Genomic DNA, 23,745 nt, shown 5'->3' on the forward strand with positions numbered 1-23,745 from the left:
CGGTACTTCATGGTAACCAAGGATGCGCGGCGGTGGAATGGTGTCTGATTCGGCTTCTGCCAGACGGCACTGTCGCTTTGCGCGGGCGATCTCGGCTGACAGCATGTCCGATTGCGGGACCCAGAAACGACGGAATGGAGTGAGCCACTCGTCGACGCCGCGCAGTAGTGCCGCCTCGGTGTCGAACGGAGTGGAACTGGATCCGGTTTAGAGGGGGTATCCCAATCGCTTAAACATCAGGTGTTTATGTAAGTATTCTCGTGAATTCCTGGAGATATTGTCGAGAATTGGGTCTAGCGGCCTCTATATATCTGATGTATATTCGCTTCAGTGGTGCGCACAGAGCAGTGTCAGGCATCACTGAAATCCTCCTACACATTGATTGGACTTCCATGAGACGACTTGGAGTTGACGTCGGCGGAACTTTCACCGACCTGGTCCTATGGGACGACGACGGCACAACCACAGTACATAAGACACCTTCGACCAATGAGGACCCGTCAGTCGGCACGATGAAGGGGATCTCTGCGCTGGAGGTCAAAGCGGAGATCGACCTCGAAAGCATCGACATGTTCTTCCACGGGACGACTGTGGCGACCAACATCGTCCTCGAGCACAACGGTGACGATGTCGGCCTGATCACGACTGAGGGGTTCAGAGATCTCCTCCACATTGCGCGGAAGAAGCGTCCTCTGAACTATTCGAACTATCAGGAGCTGCCTTGGCAGAAATGGCAATTGGTTCCTCGCCGAAACAGGCGGACAGTGCCCGAACGCATTGATGCGTCCGGAGCCGTTCTCACCTCGCTGGACGAAGACGCCGTTCGACAGGAAGCGCGGCTCCTGCGGGAGCGTGGAGTTGCCGCGGTGGCCATCGCGTTCCTGCACGCCTACAAGAATCCCGCCCACGAACAACGGGCACGCGAAATCGTAGAGGAAGAGTTCCCAGAGGCGTTCATCTCTCTGTCCAGCGAAGTTGCCAGCCAGTATCGAGAGTACGAGCGATTCTCGACGACCGCTCTCAACGCCTTCGTCGGACCGAAGACATCGAACTACATCTCGAAACTCGTCGACGAGGCGAGTGCTGCGGGCGTAAGTGACGACGTCCACCTCATGACCTCTGCTGGCGGACTCGTCACTGCCAGGAGTGCTCGCCAAACCCCGGTTTCGCTCCTGACGAGTGGTGTCGTCGCCGGGCTCATCGGAGGCTGCGCAATCGGAGCGGCCTCCGGCTATCCGAGCGTCATCACGCTCGACGTGGGAGGCACATCAGCCGACGTTGGAGTCGCACCCGACGGACGCCTCCGGATGAAACACTTGCTCGATACCCGTATCGGCGACTATCACGCAATGGTTCCGATGGCCGAAGTTGACACCATCGGGGCGGGTGGAGGCTCGATCGCTTCGATAGATGAAGGAGGCATGTTCCGTGTCGGCCCGCGCAGCGCCGGTGCCGTGCCGGGTCCTGCTTGTTTCGACCGCGGCGGCACTGAACCTACCTCGACTGACGCCATGGTGGTCCTCGGGTGGCTGCGCGAGAAGAGCTTTCTCTCCGGAACCATGGAAGTCCGACCGCAGCTCGCCGAGCAGGCAGTGAGGAATCACATCGCTGAGCCTCTGGGCCAAAGCACCGAGAAGGCGGCCATGGGCATCTTTACGGTGCTCGCACATTCAATGACCGAAGCGATCAGTCTGCACTCGGTCCGCAAGGGCTACGATCCACGAGACTTCTCACTGGTCGCAGAAGGCGGCGCCGGTCCGCTGTTCGCCTGGCATATTGCAAAGCAACTCGATATTCCGCGGATCATCGTGCCAACGCACCCCGGGATCACCTCGGCAGTGGGCCTCCTGGCCACCGACATACGCTACGAAGTTCCGACAACGGTGTGGACCTCGTCGGACCAGGCTGACATCGACCTGCTTGCACGCGAAGTCGCCCGCCTGACCGACCAGGCCGTCGCGCAGCTCAAAGGCGACGGAATCCCCGATGAGCACATTGACCTCGAGTGCAGCGTCGACTGCAGATACGTCGGACAAGGCTACGAACTGCGAGTCCAGGCACCCAGCGGAGAGATCGACGCCAACTGGGTGGAGCAGGTCGCTCAAGCTTTCCACGAGCAGCACGGGCGTATGTACTCGCAGCGGTTCGACGACAAACCGGTCCAATTGGTCAATGTTCGGATGACCGGTATCGGAATGGTGCCTCAGATCAGGCTTCCGAAGATAGCCGTTGGCGATGCCGACTCTACTCCTGCGAAGGTGGCGACGGCACAGACCCTGATGTGGACGGATGATGCGGGCAGTCCGAAGTGGGTCGACACAGACGTCTATTCTCGAGAGCTTCTTCGAGCGGGCAACGTCTTCGACGGACCGGCCATTGTCGAACAATTCGACTCGACAACTGTTATTGGAATCGGACAACGGGCCACGGTCGATGAGCTCGGACACATCATCATCGAAAGGTGCGCACAATGAGTGAAACAACAATGCCGATGACTGGTGTCTCACTGGCACCTGAAGTCCCTCATCGCACGTGGAACTCGGTTGAGGTAGACCCGATCACCTTGCGAGTGATCGGAGGTGCCCTCGATTCTATGGCGAAGGAGATGGCCCAGGTTCTCTACCGGATGGCGTATTCGAGTCTCATCCGAGAATCAGAGGACTTGGGAGCTGGAATCTTCGATGTCTATGGACGAGAACTCTGCGAATCGGACTCGACACCGATGCACTGTGGGTCGATCCCCGCCTATATCAAGGGAGTAAATCGCCGGCTTGCAGGAAGCTACCGTCCCGGAGATGTGATTCTCCATAACCATCCGTACCACGGTGCAGCTCACTCGCCTGACTACGGAATCATCATTCCCATTTTCTGGAACGACGAACACATTGGATTCGCCGGATGCACAGGGCACGTATCGGACATTGGCGGTAATTTCCCGGGACTGTGCATGGACGTTGTCGACGTCTGGGCAGAGGGCAAGCTGATGGACTCGATGAAGATCTACGATGCGGGCGTGCGCAACGACATGCTCATTCAGCACATCCTCGACAACGTCAGAACGCCGGAGCAGAACCGCGGCGACCTCGAGGCGCTCGTGTCATGCGCTCGTATCGGGGAAAAGAGATTCGTCGAACTCCTCGAGACGTATGGCCTCGATACTGTGATGAGCGCGAGCGAAGCCTGGATGGACTATTCGGAGAACATGCTCCGGAGCCGGATTCGCGAATTGCCGAACGGCAGCTACGAAGCACCGATCGGCTACCTCGACGATGATGGGAAGAACCGCGGAGTCCCGTTGAAGGTGGCAGTCCGAGTCGACATCGAAGACGACGAAGTGCTTATCGATCTCACCGGTTCGAACGACCAGGTTCCTACAGCATTCAACGTTCCTTTCGAAGGCTCGGTGTTGCCGGTTGCGGTGAGCGCCATCCGAACGATATTGCTCGACGAGGAGACGACTCCAGAATACGTCCCTCAAAACGACGGCTGCTTCCGTCCGGTCCGGGCCTATGCCCCCGAAGGAACAATATTCAACCCAGACTTCCCTGCTTCGTGCTTTGCCCGATTCTCACAGGTCAATCGTGTCTTCGACTCGATCAACTTGGCGTTGGCACCGATTCTGCCGGACCAGGCGGTTGCCGGTTCATCGTCCGCGCTCTGCGCCATCGCATATTCGGGAGTTGCGGAAGATGGAGAGAGCTACTGGGTATACATCGAGATCAATGAAGGTTCGTACGGTGGTCGCAACGGCCGAGATGGGCTCGACGCCGTCGACGCGCTGATGGCGAATACGAGAAACAACCCGATTGAGGAACTCGAACTCAACCACGCCATGCGCGCCGAACGATACGAGCTGCGCGATGAATCTCCGGCACCGGGACAATGGAGAGGCGGCATTGGCAGTGTCCGCCGCTGGCTGATGATGACGGACACCTTCCTCGGGTCCGAGGCCGACAACCGAAGCGATCCGCCTGCGGGTGTGTTGGGCGGCGCTGACGGAGTCTCCGGGTCTTTCGTTCGCAATCCGGGAACGGAACGAGAAGAGGTGCTCCATTCGAAGGTCACTCAGGAGGTCGTTCACGCAGGAGATACCTTGGAGATCCGGATGCCCTCAGGAGGCGGATTCGGCGACCCTTTCAAGAGAGACCCCTTCGCGGTTCTCCACGATGTATGGGATGAGTATCTGACCTCGGAAGAGGCTGCTCGTGATTATGGTGTCGTCGTCGATACTGAACGGTGGGTCGTCGACGACGCGGCAACGTCGGCACTGAGGTCTCGAGATTCTCAAACTCGAAACGCCGAGAATTGATCTGCGCAATGCTCAGCATCAGTGAGGGCCCTCTTCTTGTAGGAGGGCCCTCACTAGTGCTGAATCAGAGACCGCGACTGCGGTAGTACTCAGAGACGGAATCCAGATGCTGGCGCATGAGTGACATCGCGGCCATAGAGTCGCGGCGGACGATCGCGTCGAAGAGCGCCGAATGATCGTGGCTCACGCTCGTGCCGATGTTTGCAGCAGCATTCGCTTCGCCGACGATGTTCTGAAGTGCATTGAACAGTGGGATAGTCACGACTTCGAGCAGGGGGTTGTGCGCCGCCTCGACGATCTGCTGATGGAAAGTCGAATGGCTGGAGAACGACGATTCTTCGCTGCGCAGACTCGGATCCGAGTTACGCAGCTTATTCAGGTCGTCGTCGGTTCGTCTCGATGCAGCATAGCCGGCTGCCGGAACTTCGGTGATATGCCGGATCTCCATGAGGTCATCGATCGAGATCGAGTCCGAAGAGGCCAGGAGAGTGACCCCGACTTCCAACTGCGAACCCAAATGACCGACGGTCGGAATCGTGACGAACGTGCCCCCATTGACGCCGCGAACGCTTTTGACCAGATGTTCGCTCGACAGGGTGCGAAGTGCTTCGCGAATGGTGCTCTGTCCGACAGCGTAGGTCTCGCGCAAGTCGGCGTCTGAGGGCAGCCGAGAGCCGGGGGCAAAAGTCCCGTCGAGGATGTTTCGACGGATCTTCTCAGCGACGACGGCATAGGCGGTTTTCGACTCAACCATGTGAAGTCCTGACCAGCAATCGATTGAGGCGGGTGCACTGAGGCATTCTGTCTACTCTCCTTGTCAGGCTGTTCGAATCGGTGGTCTGCAGCCGAAGACGATCACCTGTGATGCCATGGTAGTGCGATACCCTTCCACGGACCGCTCAGCTCGCGCAGATCCGTGTCGGATCGCATTGCCGCCGGGTGCTCAGGTCACTGGGTCCTGGCGAGAACTCCTTCCGCCCTGCGGATGATGACTTCGTCGACGAGCTCGCCATCGAGGACGAACGCGCCTGCAGCTCGAGATTCGGCCTCAGAGACCACGGCAGCTGCCCAAGCCACCTCTGACTCGCTGGGAGCGAACTCGCCGCGAATGATTTCGATCTGTCTCGGGTGAATCGCCAGTTTGCCGTCCATTCCGTATGCTGACGCCACCGCGGCGGCCCGTCGCAGCCCCGCATCGTCCGCCACAGTGGCATGCACCGAGTCAATGACGGGAACGTGGTGAGCTCGACCCGCGAAGAGGAGTGTCGCCCGGGCAAATGCGAGCAGGTCCTCGAACACACCAGCGGTCCCTTTTGTGTCGCGCGATCCCAGATCCAATTGCAGATCTGCCGTTCCCAGGGCCAAAGCATTGACGTTGGGGTGAGCCGCGATGCGATCGGATTCGACGACCCCGCGAGCCGTCTCGACGAGGGCGACGACGCTGAAGTCAGCTAGCTGAGTGAAGGGCTGATGTGATTCAGCCATCGGAACCATGACCGAACGGAAGCCCATCTCCCGTGCGAGTTCGAGGTCCCTATCGGCGTGCGCAGTAGACAGGCCGTTGATACGCAGACAAGCCCGCCTCGGTACGGACTCGGATCGCCGCAGCAGGCTTCGGGCTTTCTCCTTATCGGCTTCGCGAACTCCGTCTTCGAGGTCGATGACCATCTGGTCGCTGACTGCTGCGGCTTTCTCGAAGCGCTCTGGTCGGTCGGCCGGGACGAACAGCCATCCGGGACCCAACACGTCTGTTTCCGGCGGGTTCGTGGCGGTGACGCTCCCCGGTCCGCTGTCGACGTCAACCACAGAAATCTCCGATGACAGCGGCGGCTGGCCGGCCGACAGGAGCATCTGTCACGGTTGCCGCGATCTCTGCTGCTCGTACCGAGCCGACGACTGGTGATGCGCAGGCGGAGAACTTCTCAGCCACCTCGGCGTTCGTCAACGGGCGGGATTCGTGACCACGATTGATCTGCTCCGCCTCGTGGAAGGTGGTGCCGTCGTCGAGTGTAATGGCCAGGTCTCCGGAGAATGCTTTCGGATAGAGGCTCGCTGGGTCGTGCTGTATATCCACCCGTGCTGCGACGCTGAGGACCGACTCGTCGGCGCGAGCCGTCTCGTCGAGTTCGGCGAACGTGATCTGCCCGTGCTGCAGAGCCGCAGCTGTGAGATAAGGCAGGCTGAACTTGGCGTCGTACTCGCTGCGAGGTCGCAGCTTGTCCGCAGCCGGTTCGCAGACCACCGCACCGGGTACATCATGGATCTTCGCCGAGATCGACGCGATTCGGTCGAAGTCGAAGTTCGGTTCTTGCCGGAGGCGCAGCGCAATATCGATGAACGAATGTGTGAAGTGACAGGTGGGGAACGGTTTGACAGCAACATTCGCCACTTCCCATGTCTCACCGAGGGTTTCGAAGACCTCGAGCCCAGGCGCATCTTCACCCTGGATATGAGTCCGATACAGACCGAATCGGCCCTCGTAGATTTCCGTCGGACCGGTGTACCCGGCAGCGGCGAGCGAAACAGCATGGAGGCCGGCGTTGGCCGCCCAACCCGGGTGCAGCCGTTTCGTAGGGGCTCCCTCATCGAGGAACTGGAGGAGTCCGGAGGAGAACGAACCGACGATGCCCTGAGCGTCAACGAGTTTGTCGACCGGAAGGCTGCGCAGGACTCCGATGCCGACTGCCGATCCGAACGCTCCGAGGATACCCGTGGGGTGGAATCCTTTGTCGTGGAACCGTCCGTCGACGGCCATCCCCAGACGGGAGTTCACCTCGATGGCGAGGATGTAGCCGAGCAGGAGGTCGCCGAAGCTGATTGATTCGTCGGCGGCGCTCGCGCTGATGACGGCGGCAAGAGAGGAGGCACTGACGTGCGATACGGCGGCTATGTGCGTGTCATCGAAGTCGTGGCCGTGGATCATCAGGCCGTTCGCGATCGCCGCTCCGGTCTTGGAAAGCGTGGTCGAGCTGCCGATGACCGGAGTCTCACCAGGGTCGAGCTCAGCGAGTCCGGCCAAGGTGACTGCCGCGAAATCCTGATTGCTGGCAGCAAGGGCGACCCCGACCGAGTCGAGCATAAGATGACGGGCACGCGACTGCACTTCTGCGGGAATGTCATCGAGCCTGATCGAAGCGACTGAAGAGGCAATGGATTCTGAGATGCTGGTCATGAGGTCTCCTGAAATCAGATCGCGGTACGGCCGGAGAAGATCGACTTGGCGATCACGGTATTGAGGATGTCATTCGTGCCTTCGCCGATGCTCATCAGCGGGGCGTCGCGATACAGCCGTTCGATCTCATACTCCTTCGAGTAGCCGTAGCCGCCGTGGATGGACATGGCTTCGATTGCGGATTCGAGGGCGACTTCTGAACAGAAGACCTTTGCCATACCGGTCTCTCCGTCTGCCCGACCTTTGAGCAGCGACTGAGCCGACCAGTACATCAGCTGACGCGCCGCCTGCACCCGTGTTGCCATCCGGCCGACCCGCAGCTGGATCGCTTGGAACTGGGAGATGGGCTGACCGAAGGATTCGCGTTCCTGGGCGTAGGCGACTGATTCTTCGAGCGCCCTCTGCGCGATGCCGACGGAACGGCCTGCAATATTCACTCGTCCCCATTGCAGTGCAGAGAGCACCTGCTGCATACCTCGGCCCTCGACTCCGCCGAGCAGAGCGTCGGCGCTCACTTCGCAGTTGTCGAAGACGATCTCACAACTCTCGGGGCCCTTGTAGCCGAGCTTCGGGATGTCCTTGGTGACTTCGAAGCCGGGTGTGTCCGCACTGACCAAAAGGATGCTCATGCCCTTGTGCGCTGGCGTTGTCGAGGTATCTGTCTTCACGAGAACCGGCAGCGGATCGGCATGCCTTGCGTTCGTGATCCACATCTTGGCCCCGTTGATGACGTACTTTTCACCGATCTTCTTCGCCGTCGTCTTGATGCCCTGCAGATCGGTTCCGGCATCGGGCTCGGTCAGAGCGAGGGCCGTACGCCGCTTTCCCGAAGCGAGAGCAGAGAGGTGCTTCGACTTCTGCTCGTCTGTGCCGTGTTCGGCGATCATCTTCGCCGCCATCGTGTGGCTGCCGAGGACTCCAGCGATGCCCATCCAGCCACGGGCAAGCTCCTCGAAGACGATTCCGAAAGAAACGGGATCGATGCCCAGACCGTCGTGCTCCTCGGGGATGGTCAGTCCGAACAGCCCCATTTCTTTGAGCTTGTCGATGATTTCGGCCGGGTATTCACCCGCTGCTTCCATCTCTCGGGCGACGGGGACGATCTCCTTGTCGACGAAAGTCCGCAGCGATGTCTTGAAATCGTTCTGCTCTTCGCTGAGTTCGAACATGGTCTCAGGCTCCTTTGCTGTTCAAAGTGGTGCCGATCTCTTTCAGGAGTTCGGCGCGGTGTTCATCGATCGTCGGAGCTGCTCGATTGCTCGTCAGCGGAGGTCCGACTCGCGGGGCCGTCGCAATATTGCGGATCGTTCCCCACCGATGGTGTTCGGTGTCGAAGACCAGGCCGCGTTCGGCGATCAGCGGATCCTGCAGCGCCTCTGCCACGCTCTTGACCTTGGCCACAGGGACTCCGGCTGTTTCCAACAGCTCGACCCACTCATCGGCGGGGCGCTGGAGGAAAGCCTCGTCGAGGATGTCGAGAAGTTCTCCTCGGTGTTCGATCCGCTTGTCGAAGCTCGAGAACCTGTCGTCGTTCAGCCTTTCGTCTCCGACCACCTCGGCGAGGCGGAGATAGAACTTCTCTTTGGCGCAGCCGACGGTCATCCAACCGTCGCTGGTCTCGAACGCCTGGAACGGGACGAGCGACGGATGTGAGGACTTGGGGGTCCGCTGCGGTTCGAATCCCTCGTTGAGATGCCAGTTGCCCACGTAGGTGAGCATCGACACCGCCGTGTCGAAGAGGCTGAGGTCGCAGTCGGTGCCCACTCCGTCTCGACGGGCGGCATGGACCGCCGCGAGCATCGAGATTGCGGCGACGAGTCCGCCGCTGAAGTCGACGAGAGACAAGCCTGATTTCGTGGGTGGTCCGTCGGGCTCGCCCGTGATGTCCATCCATCCGGCCGCGGATTGCAGCATGTAGTCGTAGCCCGGCCGCTTCGCCGCCGAACCTCCGCCGTAACCGGACAGGTTGCAGCACACGATCTGGGGATTGATGTCCTGGAGGTCGGCGTAGGTGATGCCGAGCTTGGCCGGAACATCGCCGCGGAGATTCGAATAGACGACGTCGGCACCGGCAACGAGGCGGTCGAAGATCTCACGATCGGCTGCATCACTCAGGCTCAGCGCGATGCTGCGCTTGTTTCGGTTGAAGGACTCGTAGAAAAGCGAATCGGTTCCCTCGCGATACGGCGGAACATAACGTCCGATATCGCCGCCGGTGCTCGGGTCTTCGATCTTGATGACATCGGCGCCCAGATCGGCGAGTTGCATGGATCCCCAGGGGCCCGCACCGTACTGTTCGACAGCGATGATTCGGATGTCTTCAAGGGGCTGCATCCTGTCTCCTCTTGAGTTCGTTGTGTTGTCTTGATGCGGAGTCCGCGGCTGCGGGAAAGGCGTGTTCATCATGGTGCTCAGCTGTAGTCGCTGACCGAGTCAGCAGTCTCGGGGAAATGCCCTTGGCCGATTCCGCTGTCTCTCGTGGCGATCATGACCGAGCGCTTCCAGCTGACCACGGTGACGCCGTCCTGGTTGAGGCCGCGAGTCGTCATCGAGATGATGCCTGCGTAGTCACGGGACTTCGACCGACGAGCCTCGGTGCACGCGCTTTCCGCGTAGAGCGTGTCGCCGACATAGACGGGGTGGCGGAAGTTGATGTCCGTGAAGGCGAGGTTCGAGATAGCGTTCTGACTCATGTCGAACACGCTCAGGCCGAGCACCATGGCCACAGTGAGACCGGAGTTGACGATGACCTTGCCGCCAGTGATCGGATTCTGCGAAGCGAAGTGTTCGTTGAAGTGGTTCTGGTTCGTATTGAGGGTCAGGTTGGTCAGCCAGACGTTGTCCGCCTCGGTGATGGTGCGTCCGAAAGGGTGCTGATAGATGTCACCGACGTTGTAGTCCTCGAAGAACCGGCCGATGGTGGCGTCGTGGATTGTCATGTTTCTACTTTCTTAGTGGGCAGTGGCTGAAAAGTCAGGGGAGTGCTGTCTCATCGGGCAAGGCGAGATCAGGAGATCTCTTCGAGGCTGCGTCCGCGGGTTTCGATGGGTATCGCAACGACGACGGCGATCATGCACACGGCCATGGCGCAGACGAAGCCGATGGGGCCGAAGATCCCGAATGCCACGAACAGTCCCGACATGACGAACGGCACGACGATCGACGCGCCGCGAGCGAAGGTGTATGAAATGCCGGTTCCGCGCAGACGGAAGCGGGTCGGATAGAGCTCGGGCATGTAGGAGTAGAGGACAAACGTCACCAGGGTGTAGATCGCAGTAACGAGCAGAATGCCGATGACGACGATCATGAGGATCGACTGCGCGGCCGCATAGGCCAGGCCGAGTGGTATGACGATGATCGAGAACACGACGATTGCCGTACGTCGGTTGAGCTTATTGATGAGCAGCAGGCAGACGAGGCCTCCACCAGGTGCGCCGAGAGCCATCGCCGTCGTATAGGCCAGGGAGTGGGAGACGTCGATGCCCTGTTCGACGAAGAACGTCGGCATCCAGGAGATGAAGCCGTAGACGAACATGTTGACTCCGACGGCAAGGACGGTTCCGAGTACGGCAAGCTGCCAGAACGGGCGTTTGGAGGTTGTCGGCGATTCGTCGGCGTTGGTGGCAGTGGTCGGTGCAGGCGGATTGGTCTCCAAGGTCGTCGCCGATTTCGCTTCGAACCGTTCGACGATCGCCTGAGCCTCGCTCAGTCGTCCCCTGACCACAAGCCAGCGGGGCGATTCCGGGCACCTCCGGCGTGCCAACCAGACGATGACCGCCAGAACGGCCCCGATGACGAACATCCAGCGCCATCCGAAGTTCGAGATCACCAATGCGCCGATCGCCGAGGCGAAGAGCAGACCCGAATTCACGAGGATGCCGAGGGCTGCTGTCCACCTCCCGCGACTACGTGGGGGAATGAACTCGCCGAGGATGGCAGCGGCGAGGACGAGTTCGGCCCCGAGTCCGATACCCATAACGAATCGGGTGCCGACGAGGAATTCGAAGTTCGGAGCCAGTGCGGCGGCGAACCCAGCGACGGCGAAGATGGCCAGATTGATCTGATAGCTCATCCGTCGTCCGAATTTGTCCCCGACGAAGCCGGCAGTTGCCGCTCCGAGCAGCATGCCGAAGAACGTCATGGACATGAAGACTGCGATCTCGTGGACCCCGGCGAAGCCTGTCGAGACCAGTGCCGCCGAGACACCGGCCGCGACATAGATGTCGTAAGCATCAATCATGGCCCCAGCCCCGATGTAGGCGAAGAGCTTCTTGTGTTCTGTGTTGGGGGTGAGCGCATCCATGCGCGCCCCGATTTCTATTTGTTCTGCAGTGGTGTCAACGGACATCCTTGTCGCGCCTTTCATCGGATTCATACCGAAATAGTGGTGATTCTCTGGGCAGTCATTTCTGTGGTTGTCTGCAGGTCTCTGCAATAGTCGCCGCGACTGCGAGCAGCGCCCGGTCGTCGTAAGGGCGGCCGATGAGCTGAAGTGCAGGCGAGAGGCCTCCTCCTGCAGTTGGCAGCGGGACAGTGATCGCAGGCAGTCCGAGATAGTTGATGGTGCGTGTGTACCTGCTGGCTCGCATGTAGTCGCTGCGAGCACGGGAACCTGTCGCGTTGGACGTCGACATCTGTGGCGCGAGGATCGGGCTCGTCGGTGTGAGGAGGAACCGCGAACCTCCCATAGCCGTGGCGAGAAACTCGGAGGTCAGGGCCGAACGGCAGGCGAGAGCATCTGCGTAGCCGATCGCGGGAATCGCAGTTCCACGGATCACGCGTGAGAGGACCTGGTCGCCGAGGAGGTCCCAGTTCCATCCGAGGATGCTGCCGACGTTTCGTGCGGCCTCGACGCTGACAACTGTGACGGACCTTCTGTTGAGCTCGGCATCGTCGATGTCGACTCCCTTTCCGTCCAGACGTCCGAATCCACTGGTATTGCTCAGTCCGATCTCCTCGACGACGTCGAGTGCACTAGCGAATGCGGAGGCGACCTCGTCCTCGCAGTCTCTGTCGACGGCAGACCGGGACAGGTGTGTGAAGCCGGAGAACTCTGAGGCATTGCAGGTTTCGAGCCGGCTGCGAGCTTCGATATAGACGACCGAGGGGTCGGAGACGAGAACCTCGAAGGCCTGCTGCGCAATCGTGGTGTCGGAGGCCAGCAGACCGATGGTGTCAAGAGTCTCGGAAAGCGGGATGAGACCGGAATGGGAGAAGAGGCCATTGGTGGGTTTGTATCCGACGAGGCCGCAATAGGCAGCTGGAAGCCGTACGGATCCTCCGGTGTCCGTACCCAGAGAGAGATCGCAGGCGCCGGTGGCGACGGAGATTGCCGAGCCACTCGACGAACCCCCGGACAGGTGGGAAGCGCTGAGGGGATTGACGCCGTCTCCGAACCATTGGTTGTGGCCGGTGGGACTCAGCGCGAATTCCGCCATATGGTTGGCCCCGATGATCGCTCCTCCTGCCGTTTCGAGTGAGCGGAGTATGGGGGAGGTGGTCTCTGCTCGCGTGTCCGACAAGGCCGGGCTGCCAGCAGTGATCGGATAGTTGCGGATGCCGATATTGTCTTTGTGGGTGATTCTCAACCCGGACAGTTCATATGTCAGTACAGGTGCGCCAGTGACCGTGGACTCTGTGTATGTGCGGAAGATTCCGGTTCTCGGGGACTCGTCGACGGTGTTGTGCCAGTGAACATCTGAGGAATCGACTGAAGTGCCTGGTGGATTGAGCCAGTGAGGCGGTGACGGTGGTGTGAACGAGCGGTCTATTTCGGTGGCACTCGCGGCAACTAGGGATTCTGCACGGTCATTGCCGACAGAGCCGAGGAGGTTGTCGACGGCTCCGCTGATGCGCGCCGCCGGGTGCGCATCGTGGTTCTCAGAGGTGGTGCTCATTTCAGCCCGTTCTCATTGCGATGTGCGGTGCAGCGCGGCTCTGCGCGCACCGGCCATGGAGCGACTCGAGGCGATCGAGTGGAAACTCCTGATGGCAGAATCGAGCTTAAACCTATGATGTTTATACGTCAATAGGAATCTTCTAGAGCTAAAGCTGGCTCTGAGGCTCGTTAATATCTGATCAATTGGGCTTCGATGTGGCTATGTGACGGTGAAACGCGTCTGTGACTCCCTGTGACTGTGGCGAAATAGGACTCTGGTCTGCATGGTTAGGGTGACTGTCATGGAAGGCGGCGAATGTCCGTCCTTCATCGGCTCAACTGTTGGGAGAGGACCCCTTATGACCACACGCATCGCCGTCGTCGTCGGCAACCCGAGCTCGAATTCGCGAACCCGCCAAGTGGCCGAAGACCTCGCCGCCAAGATCGCCGAGGTGACCGGATCCGAGATCGACGAAACCATCGAACTCGCCGAGGTGACCGACGAGATCTTCGAATGGAAGTCCGACCGCCTCAACACACTCACCGAACGTCTGGCCACCGCCGACTACGCCGTCATCGCCACGCCGACCTATAAGGCCAGCTACACCGGACTGCTCAAAGCCTTCCTCGACCGGTACGACGCTGGCGGTCTGCACGGGCTGACCGCGATCCCGGTCTTCACGATCGGGTCCCCGGCGCACACGCTCGCGGTGGAGACGACCCTGCGTCCGCTGCTCGTCGAACTCGGCGCCAGCGTGCCGACGAAAGGTCTGGCGTTCCCGACCGCAAAATTCGATGACCGCGCAAACGTGCTCGACGAATGGGTCGACAGCCAGAAGGCGTACCTGCCGCAGAGGTGAGCCTTCAGCTTGGTGAACCTGCAGCGGCTTAGTGCAGGGGCCGAGCTATTGCAGTTTCACCACGCGGGAGAGCTGGCCGGTGCCGGGAACGTGGCGCGGGCCCGCTGAACGCATCAGCGGACCCGCGCGACATCCTCGGCGAATGAGGTCGCCCCGATCGGGGACGGGTGCCTCGGTGGGGGTTCAGCCGATCTGCAGCTCGCCCATCGCATCCCAATCGTCACCGTCGATCTGACGGGAGATGATCTTCGGGGTCGCTGCCAGCGCGGAGTGCATCGGCCCGCCTTCGGCGGTCGCGGCCTGGAAGTGGTCGGACTTCACGTGCGCTTCGGCGGCATCGTCGTCGAAGGCTTCGACGAGGACATACTCGTTCGGGTCATCGAGGCTGCGCGACCAGTCGAACCATTTGTTGCCCGGTTCGGCACGGGTCGCCTCGGTGAATTCGCGGGTGAGTTCGGGCCACTGGTCGGCCATTTCGGGCTTGACGGGGAACTTCACGACGATGAAGATCATGGCTTCTTCCTTCTCTCTGTGGTTGTTCTCTCGGGTGGAGATGTGGGTGTGGCGGTGTCGGTTTCTGCTATCAGCGACAACGTTACGAGAACTGCATTCCGCCGTCGACGAGCATGGTCTGCCCGGTGATGTAATCGGAGTCCTCGCTGGCGAGGAACGACACGAGGTTCGCGACGTCCTCGGGCACGGACACCCGGCCCATGAGGATGTCACCAGCATATTTCTTGATCGCCTCACCCTTGGCCAGTCCCTCCTCGGCGGCGAGCTTCTCATCGATGAGATCCCACATCGCGGTGCCGACGATGCCGGGCCCGTAGGCGTTGACGGTGATGCCGTGCTTGGCCCACTCCATTGCCGCACCCTGGGTGAGCCCGCGCACCGCCCATTTCGTCGCCGAATACGGCGACAGGAGGGCGAAGGGGCGGAACGCGACGATCGAGGCGGCGCCGATGATCTTGCCGCCGTTGCCCTGCTCGATCATCTGCTTCGCCGCGGCCTGATACGACAGGAACACCCCGGTGAGATTGACGTCGACGATCTTCTCGAAATCGGCCTTCGAATATTCAATGAGGGGTTCGACCTGCGCGATTCCGGCGTTGGCGACGAAGACGTCGAGTTTTCCTCCCGCTTCCACGGCGACCTCGACGAGGCGGCTCAGCGAATCCTCGTCCGTGACGTCGACCTCAGCGACGGTGGCCCTCCCACCTGCGCTTTCGATCGTTGTGACGGTCTCCGCCACCCCGTCCTGCATGCTCGGCAGGTCAGCCACGATGACATGATGGCCATCGGTTCCGAGCCTCTGCGCGATGCCCTGACCGATTCCCCGAGCGGATCCCGTCACCACTGCGACGCTGTTGTTCGTGCCCATTTCTCCTCCTTGAGTTCTCAACTGTGAGCGAGCACGATCATTCTCAGCAGAGCCGGCAGCCGGAGGACATGGTTCTTCTCATGTGGCGATAAAGCTGGGGGTCACACGTGGCCGGTTGTGGGGCGGGTGGTCGCTGTCGCGAGTGCTGTCTCCATCGGGAGTTCGGGGCTCAGGCGTGTTCGGCGACGGGGACGGTGACCGACCCGCCGCGCAGGTAGCTCGACGCCAGTCCCGCATGCTCGCGCAGGGTCGACTCGACCAGCTTCGCGCGACCCGCCATCTTCGACGAGGGGGTGCTGATCGCCATCGCCCCGACCTGCATTCCCGTGCCGTTGCGCACCGGCACGGCCGCGCAGGTCTGACGGGGCAGGAACTCCTCGTGCTCCCAGGCGATTCCGCGGGTGGCCACCTCGGCGAGGTGGGGGTCGAGGGCCTCCCGACTGATCATCGTCTGCGGGGTGAGCACCTGCATCCCGCGCGCCTCGAGGTAGTCGGTGCGCTGCGGTTCGGGCATTCCGGCCAGGAGGATCTTGCCGAAAGCGGTGGCGTGCGCCGCCTCGTGGAAACCGAAGCGCAGAGGCCGCAGCCGCGGATGCTTCTCGCAGTCGGAGCAGTAAGTGAGGATGATGTCCGAGCCGCGGTAGATCGCGAAATAGGCGGCAGTGCCCAGCGACCGGTGGAGCTGATCGGTGATCTGCCGGATCGGATGCGGAGCGACGAGGCGCTGCTGGAACGACAGTCCGAGTTCGAAGCATTTGGGACCGAGCTCGAAGCGCTTGGTGTCCTTGAGGTAGACGAGATACCCGGAATCGGCGAGCTCGTTGAGGAGCCGGTAGACGGTGGGCAGCGGGATCTCGAGGCGGGTGGCCACGGTCTTCGCGGCGGCACAGCCCGAAGCGGCGACGGCCTCCAGGACGGAGAAGGTTCGTTGGATCACGGCACTGTTGGACACACGGTCTCCTGACTGTGCGATCGCCTCGGCGATCGACTTTTTCATGTGATGAGAATGAGGATAGTCCATGGTGTCGCGGGTCACATAGGTTGCTCATGTCAGGACAGTGGCGGGCGTGCGTCGATGCCGCCTGCCGAGTGGAGCAAAGGAGCATCCGATGGCATTCCCTGCAAAATACCCATCGCTGAATGCGATGGAGATGACGGACGAGGCGAAGCAGACCCTCATCCGAGTGCTGCGCGTGGCATTCCCGCACGCAGATTTCCCCGACGGACCGTATTTGCGCACCGCGGAGAAGATCCTCATCGCCGCCGATGAGGAGACGTGGTTCCGGGTGGCCCTCATCCAAGGGCTGCTGTCGTTGGATCAGCTCTCCGACGGTGATTTCTGCGGACTCGATGATGACTCCGCGCTCAAGGTGCTGCGCCGGGTCGAGTCCACCGAGTTCTTCGGTTTCGTCCGCCGCACCGCCGTGCTCAACCTCTATGACGATGTCGAGGTGTGGGAGACGCTCGGCTACGAGGGGGCGTCGTTCGACAAGGGCGGCTACATCAACCGCGGCTTCGACGATCTCGACTGGCTGCCCGAACCGCGGATCGTCTACCCCGAGGACGAGCCGCTGCCGGAGCTCGGCGACGGGGTTGCGGGTGTCCGCAGCGGCAGCGCTGCCGGTGACGATTCGACCAATCAGCCGGCGCCGCAGAGCGTCGAGATGGGTGAGGTGAAGAAGTGATGACACAGGAACGGAACGCAGGTCGAAGTGTGACCGGATACAGCGTCGATCCGGACGAGGAGGCCGTCGTCATCGTCGGCTCCGGCGCCGGTGGGGGAACGCTGGCCTACGAGCTCACCGCGAAGGGCATTCCCGTCGTCGTGCTCGAGGCCGGGCCGTATCTGCGCAACGAGGACTACGTCAACAACGAATGGGAAGCCTTCAACCAGATGGCCTGGCTCGATCCGAGGACGACGACGGGATCGTGGCGGATCGCCCGCGACTTCCCGAACCTGCCGGCCTGGATCGTCAAGGCCGTGGGCGGGACGACGACCCACTGGTCGGGCGCGACCCCACGCTTCAAGAATCACGAGTTCAAGGCCCGCAGCGTCTACGGCCGCATCGACGGCGCCAACCTCCTCGACTGGCCGATCACGCTCGAGGAGATGGCCCCGTACTACGACCGGGCCGAGAAGGCGATGGGATCGACCCATGTCCACGGGCGCCCACCGCTGCCGGCGAACAACAACTACAAGGTCTTCGCCGGAGGGGCGAAGGAGGTCGGCTACAAGTTCTACGCCACCGGCCCGTACGCCACGAACGCCGAAGAGTACGACGGCCGGCCCGCCTCCATCCAGGACGGCTTCAACTTCCAGGGCGATAAGAACAGATCCAAATGGTCGACCCTGGTCAGAGAGCTGCCGCGGGCTGCGGACACCGGTCTCCTCGACCTTCGACCCGAGTCCCAGGCAGTGCAGATCACACACGATGCGAACGGTCGCGCCGACGCCGTCCTCTACCTCGACAAGGACGGCAGCCTGCACCGTCAGGCTGCGAAGCTCGTGTGCGTGGCCGGCAACTCGATCGAGACGCCGAGGCTGCTTCTGCTGTCCGGCACACCGTCCTTCCCCGACGGGTTGGCGAATTCCTCCGGCCATGTGGGACGGAACTATATGCGCCACCTGACCGGCACCGTCTGGGGTCACTTCGACAAGCCGGTGCGGATGTACCGCGGGGAGACGATGGCCGGAGTCATCGCCGACGAGTCGATCCATGATCCCGACCGCGGATTCTCCGGTGGTTACTACATGGAGACGATCTCGCTGGGCCCGGCATTCATGGCCTCCTTCGTCGAACCCGGCGGGTGGGGACCGGACTTCGCGGCGCTGCTCGACCGGTACCTCAACACCGCGGGAATGTGGATCGTCGGCGAGGACATGCCGCAGGAGAACAACCGGGTGACGCTGAATACGACGGTCAAGGACACGAACGGACTGCCCGTGCCCAACGTCCACTACGACGACCACGCCAATGACCTCGCAATGCGCGAACACGCCTACGCCGCAGGTCAGAGAGTCTACGAGGCGGTCGGAGCGCAGACCTCCCACCACACTCCGCCGTACCCGTCGACACACAACCTCGGCACCGCGCGGATGAGCGAACGGCCTGAAGACGGAGTCGTCGACAAATGGGGTCGGACCCACGACGTGAAGAACCTCTTCATCTCCGACGGATCGGTCTTCACCACCGGTGCCGCGGCGAACCCGACCCTGACGATCGTGGCGCTCGCGATCCGGCAGGCCGAGTACATCGCCGAGGCGCTGCGGACCGGGGAGGTTTGAGGCTAGGTTTCGGCTGATCGTCTGGATGGTTGCCTCTCCGTGGCCGGCCTCGGCTTGGTGAAACTACAGCAGATTGGCCCAGGGGCCGAGCTGCTGCAGTTTCACCGAGCTGGTGAGAGGCACTCACCAGCATCGGCCTGCGCTGCAAAAAGTGCCCTGCCGCGCGGCACCCTCGGCAGGAGGCCCCATAGGATGAAAGGGAGACCGACTCAGGAGGAGACTGCCCGTGGCACGTACCGTCTACTACACCGCGACCACGCTCGACGGGTTCATCGCCGACCCGAACGACTCACTCGAATGGCTGCTGCGCCAGACCGAAGAACCGCCGGATGACGGGTTCATCGACGGCGTCGGAGCCGTCGTCATGGGGGCCACGACGTACGAATGGGTGCTGCGCAACCTCGATGGCCCGTGGCCCTACGAGGTTCCCGCCTGGGTGATGACTCACCGGAAGCTCGGCCTGCCCGAAGCCGGGACGGACGGGAAGACCCCCGATATCCGATTCGCCAAGGGATCGGTCTCTGACCACTATTTCGAAATGTGCACCGCCACCGGCGACCGTGACCTGTGGGTGATGGGCGGCGGCGACCTCGCCGGGCAGTTCGCCGACGAGGGACTCCTCGACGAGATCATCACCTGGACCGCGCCGGTGGTCCTCGGCAAGGGACGGTCGCTGCTGCCGCGCCGCCTCGACCTCGAACTCATCGAGGTCGGGTCCAGCGCCCCGTTCGTCATCGCCCGCCACCGAGTCATCGGCCCCTCCTCGAAGACAGCCCTGCCGAATGATTCCCCTCGCCGAGGTGGGACGACGTTCCGTGCGGGAGGATCCCTAGTACGGATGGTCGGGGCCGCCTCGGCGAAGGAATCGATGAATCGTTCGTAAGTGTGGGCCGCCTCGGCGAGGTTCATCCGGATATCGGGCACCTCTGGTGGACGGGCGGGATTCCGTGATTCGATGCAGTCATGACTGTTGCGATTGAGAATCATCGGGCCCGCCTGCGCGCGGGGGAGATCTACAACGGACTGTGGATGATGTCGACGAGTCCGGAGCTGGCGAAGATCGGGGCGGCGGCCGGGTTCGACTATGTCTGCCTCGATCTGCAGCACGGGCTGGTGCGGCCGACCGACGTGCTGCGGCTGACCGATGCGGTACGTGCCAGCGGGGACGCGCTCGTGACGGCGCGGGTCGCGGCGAACCGCTTCACGGAGATCGGGGCGCTCTCCGACGCCGGGGTCGAGGCGATCATCGTCCCGCTCGTGTCCTCGGTCGACGAGGCACGGGCCGCTGTGGCCGCGCTTGACTATCCTTCGCGGGGAGGGGATCGCTCGTGGGGACCGACCGCCGAGATCATGCACAATGCCGTGCAGGACACTCGGGATGAGCGGCCGCTGCTGTTCGTCATGATCGAGAACGAGGAGGGCCTGGCCGCGGTCGAGGACATCTGCGCCGTGCCGGGAATCGACGGGGTCTACGTCGGTCCGGCCGATCTTGCGTTCGCCGTCGGTGCGCTGCCAGGTCAGCCGAATGAGGCCCACGCCGAGGCGCTCGTGCGGATCCGCACGGCCGCCGATGCCGCCGGGGTGGTTCCGGGAATCCACTGCGGAAACGGCGAGGAGGCGAAGCTGCGCAAGGAACAGGGCTTCCGTTTCATCACCTCATGTGGTGATTTGGGTGCGGCGGGCCGAGCCTTCCGCGAGGACTTAGGCGCCGCCCGGGGATGAAACTTTCCCCAATTACTACCTGACGGCGGCCCAGCAACCTGGCGCGAGGTATCTGGGCCGCCGTCGGGTAGTTCTGAAAGGTGGTGGGTCCGCGTTGCGCGCGACGTTGCCATGGTGCGCCAGGATGTTCTTGGGAAGTCCGAGTATCCTGGCGTTTCTCAATTCAACTCTCGAGTTTTTCCTGCCTGCACAAACTCATTGATGCAATTCCTTCAGGGTATCGAAACATGCGAAAACAATCTTGGACAGGCATCGTTGAGTCGCGAATACTGGAACGCATCACAGTTGTTCCACGTCACAAATGCAATGCCACACCTGCTCATGGACCAGAACCCAATGGAGGGATCGCCAATGACAACAGCACCACGCATCGATACCGATGCAGTTCGACCTGTGGAGCCCAGCCCTGCGCCGGCAGCTCCGCCGACTGCATCTAGGCTCAAACCTGAGTCATTCACAGCGGGAATCAAAGCTGTTGTCGGGCTCGTCGGATTGTTCGCGATCTGGGAGCTAGCAGTCTTCATCTTCGACTTCCCGAAGTATCTGCTTGTCGGTCCGATTTCGGCGTTCGAAGAATTGTTCACGAACCCGGGATACTTCGCGGTCAACGCTCTCACTACCCTGCAGGAAGGTCTCGCAGGCTTTGCGCTCGGCACAGCATTGGGCGTTCTGTGTGGAGCACTCCTCTATTACGCTTCCTTCCTTCGTCCCTTCCTCTATCCGGCGCTCATCGCCATCGACACGATTCCGAAGGTCGCTCTGGCGCCGCTGTTCATCGTCTGGTTCGGCTTTGGCTTCGAGTCGAAGGCTTTCGTGGCAATGGCCATCGCATTCTTCCCGCTCGTCATCAACACATTCGACGGGCTCAACTCTGTGCCGCACGAGCTGCAAGACCTTGCACGCATCAACCGTGCCTCGAAGCTGAAGAAGATGATGAAGATCGATTTCATCTATGCGCTTCCTTCGATCTTCACGGGAGCTAAGATCTCGATCTCGCTGGCTGTCGGCGGTGCCGTGGTCGGTGAGTTCATCGCCGGGTCCAAGGGACTCGGATACGTCATTCTTCTCGCGAACTCTCAGGTCGACCTCCCCTCGATGTTCGCAGCATTCATCGTGCTTGCGGCGATCGCATTGCTTCTCTTCTTCATCATCGACCTCATCTCGAAGAAGCTGCTGCCGTGGAAGAACTACACGAAGTGAGAGGCGGAACCATGCACATCTTGAAGAAACTGCTAGTTGCGCCGCTCCTGCTGTCTGTCGTCACTCTGACAGGATGCACGCCAAAGGACGGACTCGATGACTTCAACCTCATGGTCGACGTCGCCTATCTGCCGAAGCACGCACCGTTCTTCGCAGCTGAGGCCGAGGGGTTCTTTGAAGAGGAAGGTTTCGACGTCTCGCTGATGCCGGGTTCCGGCTCAACGAACACCGTGACTTCCGTCGAAACCGGGAGAGTCGACGCCGGATGGGCCGATTTCGGCGCGACCATCCTCAGCCAGGGCAAAGGAGCTCACGTTAAGCAGGTGAATCTGCTTCAGGCCCGATCAGCGTACGCGACTATCGCACTCGAGAGTTCGGGTATCAAAACCTGGGAGGACATGAAGGGCAAGACGGTGGCGACTGAGGGTGCCGGTGCCATGACGGCTATGTGGCCGCTCGCGCTCGAACGCAGTGGCCTCAAACAGGATGACGTCAACGTCGTCCACGCCACCGGCGAATCGAAGATTCCAGGTCTGCTGGCCGACCGCTGGGATGCGAACCTCGCGCTCTACGTCTCCGACGAGCCGGCGCTGATGGCGCTCGGTGAGAAGGCGAACATCCTCAAATGGTCTGACGTCGGCATCGACCTCTACGGCAATGGCATCGTGGTCTCGGATGAGGCCCTGAAGAATGATCCCGAGCGTGTTGAGCGCTTCAACCGCGCGATGCAGAAGGGCTTTCTCTGGGCCTGCGACCACCCGGATCAGACTGCAGAGGACTTCACGAAGGAAGTTCAAGGGTACGAACCGGAGACCGTGACCTATGCGCTCAAGTCGCAATGCGAGTTGAACTGGGCCACCGGAAAGTCAGACGACCAGTTCGGTGTGATGACCGACGATGGAGTTGGGCAGATGCTGAGCGTGGCCACTGACTTCCTCGGTCTCGAGAATTCGACCGACCTCACCGTCGATGACATCTATACGAACGACTACATCGACCCGATTCGCCATGACGAAGACGTTGCGGCACCCACAAAGTGAATGGAGTACGACCATGACCACTGACTATGCGATCTCAGTCAACAACGTCGGCAAGACCTACACCTCGCGAGACGGGCAGGAGAACGTCGTCCTCAAGGGACTCGACTTCCATGTCAACCCGGGGGAGTTCGTCTCGATCGTCGGCCAGTCCGGCAGCGGAAAGACCACTCTGCTCAACACGATCTCGGGTCTGCAGGAAGCCTCTGAAGGCGAAATCCTCATCCGCGGACGTGAGATCAGCGCCGCTCTCAAGGACATCGGAATGGTGTTCCAGAGCCCGGTCCTCCTGCCCTGGCGGAATAATCTTGACAATGTCCTCCTGCCCTTGGAATTTCGTGACGCCGTCACATCGGAATCCAAGGACCACGCCATGGAGCTGCTGCATATGGTCGGACTTGGAGAGAAAGCGACCCGGTACTCCTACGAGCTCAGCGGTGGGATGCAGCAGCGCGTCGCCATTTGCCGCGCGTTGGTTTCACGTCCGGAAATTCTCCTCATGGATGAGCCATTCGGCGCACTCGACGCGATGACGCGTGATTCGATGAACTTCGAAATCCAGAGGATCTGGCGCCGCACGGGCTGCAGTGTCCTCTTCGTCACCCACAGCATCTCTGAAGCTGTATGGCTGGCAGATCGAGTCGTCGTTGTCGGTGATCGTCCGGGACGGATCGTCGCTGACGTCAAGGTGGACATCGAACGTCCCCGCGCGAAAGAGCACAAATTCTCAGAGAACTTCGCCAGCTACGTGGCGGAGATCGAATCCCACATCGGCGTCACCGCCGGAATCAGCTGAGCGGTCCGCCCGACCGGCCCGACGAACACATGCCAGGGATGGCCGGCAGGGATCCTTCGGCCCAAGGCACACCGCACGAGGCGAACACGTCTCAAGGAAGATAT

The 23,745-nt window shown here is 61.3% G+C and carries 21 protein-coding genes; 10 read left to right on the forward strand and 11 right to left on the reverse strand.

Features of this window, described 5'->3' with window-relative positions:
- Nucleotides 1-287: 287 nt before the first annotated feature.
- Nucleotides 288-2,474, forward strand: a complete 2,187-nt coding sequence (locus ACVZTU_RS01230; protein ID WP_482401166.1) for a hydantoinase/oxoprolinase family protein — start codon at nt 288-290, stop codon at nt 2,472-2,474.
- 131 nt (nt 2,475-2,605) lie between these two features.
- The gene (locus ACVZTU_RS01235; protein ID WP_229664037.1) at nt 2,606-4,309 is read left to right on the forward strand and encodes a hydantoinase B/oxoprolinase family protein; all 1,704 of its coding nucleotides are present in this window, start codon (nt 2,606-2,608) and stop codon (nt 4,307-4,309) included.
- A 64-nt stretch (nt 4,310-4,373) separates the two neighbouring features.
- Here ACVZTU_RS01235 and ACVZTU_RS01240 read toward each other — a convergent pair whose 3' ends face one another.
- The 8 genes from ACVZTU_RS01240 to ACVZTU_RS01275 form a co-directional block, all read right to left on the reverse strand.
- Nucleotides 4,374-5,063, reverse strand: coding sequence for a FadR/GntR family transcriptional regulator (locus ACVZTU_RS01240; protein WP_139467825.1), 690 nt, complete (start codon nt 5,061-5,063; stop codon nt 4,374-4,376).
- A 194-nt stretch (nt 5,064-5,257) separates the two neighbouring features.
- A complete protein-coding gene (locus tag ACVZTU_RS01245) occupies nt 5,258-6,115 on the reverse strand; it encodes an HpcH/HpaI aldolase/citrate lyase family protein (protein ID WP_181271064.1) in 858 nt (285 codons plus the stop codon).
- Nucleotides 6,108-7,481, reverse strand: coding sequence for an MmgE/PrpD family protein (locus ACVZTU_RS01250; RefSeq protein WP_139467827.1), 1,374 nt, complete (start codon nt 7,479-7,481; stop codon nt 6,108-6,110). The genes ACVZTU_RS01245 and ACVZTU_RS01250 overlap by 8 nt, the downstream gene beginning before the upstream one ends.
- A gap of 14 nt (nt 7,482-7,495) precedes the next feature.
- Entirely contained in the window at nt 7,496-8,650 is a 1,155-nt protein-coding gene (locus ACVZTU_RS01255) for an acyl-CoA dehydrogenase family protein (protein ID WP_139467828.1), read from the reverse strand.
- Between the two features lie 4 nt (nt 8,651-8,654).
- Nucleotides 8,655-9,815, reverse strand: coding sequence for a CaiB/BaiF CoA transferase family protein (locus tag ACVZTU_RS01260; RefSeq protein WP_376905041.1), 1,161 nt, complete (start codon nt 9,813-9,815; stop codon nt 8,655-8,657).
- Between the two features lie 77 nt (nt 9,816-9,892).
- Nucleotides 9,893-10,420 (reverse strand): MaoC family dehydratase, encoded by a 528-nt coding sequence (locus ACVZTU_RS01265; protein WP_482401167.1) that lies wholly within the window; start codon nt 10,418-10,420, stop codon nt 9,893-9,895.
- Nucleotides 10,421-10,488: 68 nt separating this feature from the next.
- On the reverse strand, nt 10,489-11,829 hold the full coding sequence (locus ACVZTU_RS01270) for an MFS transporter (RefSeq protein ID WP_180345554.1): 1,341 nt from the start codon (nt 11,827-11,829) through the stop codon (nt 10,489-10,491).
- Between the two features lie 55 nt (nt 11,830-11,884).
- Nucleotides 11,885-13,378, reverse strand: coding sequence for an amidase (locus ACVZTU_RS01275; RefSeq protein ID WP_482401168.1), 1,494 nt, complete (start codon nt 13,376-13,378; stop codon nt 11,885-11,887).
- A gap of 340 nt (nt 13,379-13,718) precedes the next feature.
- Between ACVZTU_RS01275 and ACVZTU_RS01280 the strand changes: the two genes are divergently transcribed.
- Complete coding sequence (locus ACVZTU_RS01280; RefSeq protein WP_259358188.1) at nt 13,719-14,219, forward strand: NADPH-dependent FMN reductase; 501 nt, start codon at nt 13,719-13,721, stop codon at nt 14,217-14,219.
- Nucleotides 14,220-14,402: 183 nt separating this feature from the next.
- Here the strand turns inward: ACVZTU_RS01280 and ACVZTU_RS01285 are convergent, their stop codons facing one another.
- The 3 genes from ACVZTU_RS01285 to ACVZTU_RS01295 all read right to left on the reverse strand — a co-directional run bounded on the left by ACVZTU_RS01285 (nt 14,403) and on the right by ACVZTU_RS01295 (nt 16,597).
- Nucleotides 14,403-14,732, reverse strand: a complete 330-nt coding sequence (locus ACVZTU_RS01285) for a putative quinol monooxygenase (protein WP_139467834.1) — start codon at nt 14,730-14,732, stop codon at nt 14,403-14,405.
- 82 nt (nt 14,733-14,814) lie between these two features.
- Nucleotides 14,815-15,600, reverse strand: a complete 786-nt coding sequence (locus tag ACVZTU_RS01290; RefSeq protein ID WP_446656385.1) for an acetoin reductase — start codon at nt 15,598-15,600, stop codon at nt 14,815-14,817.
- Nucleotides 15,601-15,769: 169 nt separating this feature from the next.
- Entirely contained in the window at nt 15,770-16,597 is an 828-nt protein-coding gene (locus ACVZTU_RS01295; RefSeq protein WP_172172749.1) for an IclR family transcriptional regulator, read from the reverse strand.
- Nucleotides 16,598-16,709: 112 nt separating this feature from the next.
- On the opposite strand from ACVZTU_RS01295, the gene ACVZTU_RS01300 reads away from it, so the two are divergent.
- From ACVZTU_RS01300 to ACVZTU_RS01330, 7 genes are all read left to right on the forward strand, one after another.
- A complete protein-coding gene (locus ACVZTU_RS01300; RefSeq protein WP_482401169.1) occupies nt 16,710-17,285 on the forward strand; it encodes a hypothetical protein in 576 nt (191 codons plus the stop codon).
- On the forward strand, nt 17,285-18,886 hold the full coding sequence (locus ACVZTU_RS01305; protein WP_482401170.1) for a GMC family oxidoreductase: 1,602 nt from the start codon (nt 17,285-17,287) through the stop codon (nt 18,884-18,886). The genes ACVZTU_RS01300 and ACVZTU_RS01305 overlap by 1 nt, the downstream gene beginning before the upstream one ends.
- Nucleotides 18,887-19,112: 226 nt before the next feature.
- Nucleotides 19,113-19,769 (forward strand): dihydrofolate reductase family protein, encoded by a 657-nt coding sequence (locus tag ACVZTU_RS01310; protein ID WP_482401171.1) that lies wholly within the window; start codon nt 19,113-19,115, stop codon nt 19,767-19,769.
- An 80-nt stretch (nt 19,770-19,849) separates the two neighbouring features.
- Nucleotides 19,850-20,608: an HpcH/HpaI aldolase family protein gene (locus ACVZTU_RS01315; RefSeq protein ID WP_482401172.1), complete on the forward strand. Its 759-nt coding sequence runs from the start codon at nt 19,850-19,852 to the stop codon at nt 20,606-20,608.
- A 351-nt stretch (nt 20,609-20,959) separates the two neighbouring features.
- On the forward strand, nt 20,960-21,808 hold the full coding sequence (locus ACVZTU_RS01320; protein WP_139467840.1) for an ABC transporter permease: 849 nt from the start codon (nt 20,960-20,962) through the stop codon (nt 21,806-21,808).
- 11 nt (nt 21,809-21,819) lie between these two features.
- The gene (locus ACVZTU_RS01325; RefSeq protein ID WP_172172741.1) at nt 21,820-22,848 is read left to right on the forward strand and encodes an ABC transporter substrate-binding protein; all 1,029 of its coding nucleotides are present in this window, start codon (nt 21,820-21,822) and stop codon (nt 22,846-22,848) included.
- Between the two features lie 13 nt (nt 22,849-22,861).
- On the forward strand, nt 22,862-23,641 hold the full coding sequence (locus tag ACVZTU_RS01330) for an ABC transporter ATP-binding protein (protein ID WP_139467842.1): 780 nt from the start codon (nt 22,862-22,864) through the stop codon (nt 23,639-23,641).
- Nucleotides 23,642-23,745 lie beyond the last annotated feature (104 nt).

This window comes from Brevibacterium sp. OS20, assembly GCF_056837565.1.

Coding starts and splice junctions, on each gene's coding strand:
- ACVZTU_RS01235 (WP_229664037.1), top strand. CDS start 2,606: ATGGCCCAGGTTCTCTACCGGATGGCGTATTCGAGTCTCATCCGAGAA.
- ACVZTU_RS01260 (WP_376905041.1), bottom strand. CDS start 9,815: ATGCAGCCCCTTGAAGACATCCGAATCATCGCTGTCGAACAGTACGGT.
- ACVZTU_RS01240 (WP_139467825.1), bottom strand. CDS start 5,063: ATGGTTGAGTCGAAAACCGCCTATGCCGTCGTCGCTGAGAAGATCCGT.
- ACVZTU_RS01330 (WP_139467842.1), top strand. CDS start 22,862: ATGACCACTGACTATGCGATCTCAGTCAACAACGTCGGCAAGACCTAC.
- ACVZTU_RS01285 (WP_139467834.1), bottom strand. CDS start 14,732: ATGATCTTCATCGTCGTGAAGTTCCCCGTCAAGCCCGAAATGGCCGAC.
- ACVZTU_RS01320 (WP_139467840.1), top strand. CDS start 20,960: ATGACAACAGCACCACGCATCGATACCGATGCAGTTCGACCTGTGGAG.
- ACVZTU_RS01250 (WP_139467827.1), bottom strand. CDS start 7,481: ATGACCAGCATCTCAGAATCCATTGCCTCTTCAGTCGCTTCGATCAGG.
- ACVZTU_RS01280 (WP_259358188.1), top strand. CDS start 13,719: ATGACCACACGCATCGCCGTCGTCGTCGGCAACCCGAGCTCGAATTCG.
- ACVZTU_RS01255 (WP_139467828.1), bottom strand. CDS start 8,650: ATGTTCGAACTCAGCGAAGAGCAGAACGATTTCAAGACATCGCTGCGG.
- ACVZTU_RS01315 (WP_482401172.1), top strand. CDS start 19,850: ATGACTGTTGCGATTGAGAATCATCGGGCCCGCCTGCGCGCGGGGGAG.
- ACVZTU_RS01300 (WP_482401169.1), top strand. CDS start 16,710: ATGGCATTCCCTGCAAAATACCCATCGCTGAATGCGATGGAGATGACG.
- ACVZTU_RS01295 (WP_172172749.1), bottom strand. CDS start 16,597: ATGAAAAAGTCGATCGCCGAGGCGATCGCACAGTCAGGAGACCGTGTG.
- ACVZTU_RS01305 (WP_482401170.1), top strand. CDS start 17,285: ATGACACAGGAACGGAACGCAGGTCGAAGTGTGACCGGATACAGCGTC.
- ACVZTU_RS01325 (WP_172172741.1), top strand. CDS start 21,820: ATGCACATCTTGAAGAAACTGCTAGTTGCGCCGCTCCTGCTGTCTGTC.
- ACVZTU_RS01270 (WP_180345554.1), bottom strand. CDS start 11,829: ATGTCCGTTGACACCACTGCAGAACAAATAGAAATCGGGGCGCGCATG.
- ACVZTU_RS01290 (WP_446656385.1), bottom strand. CDS start 15,600: ATGGGCACGAACAACAGCGTCGCAGTGGTGACGGGATCCGCTCGGGGA.
- ACVZTU_RS01275 (WP_482401168.1), bottom strand. CDS start 13,378: ATGAGCACCACCTCTGAGAACCACGATGCGCACCCGGCGGCGCGCATC.
- ACVZTU_RS01265 (WP_482401167.1), bottom strand. CDS start 10,420: ATGACAATCCACGACGCCACCATCGGCCGGTTCTTCGAGGACTACAAC.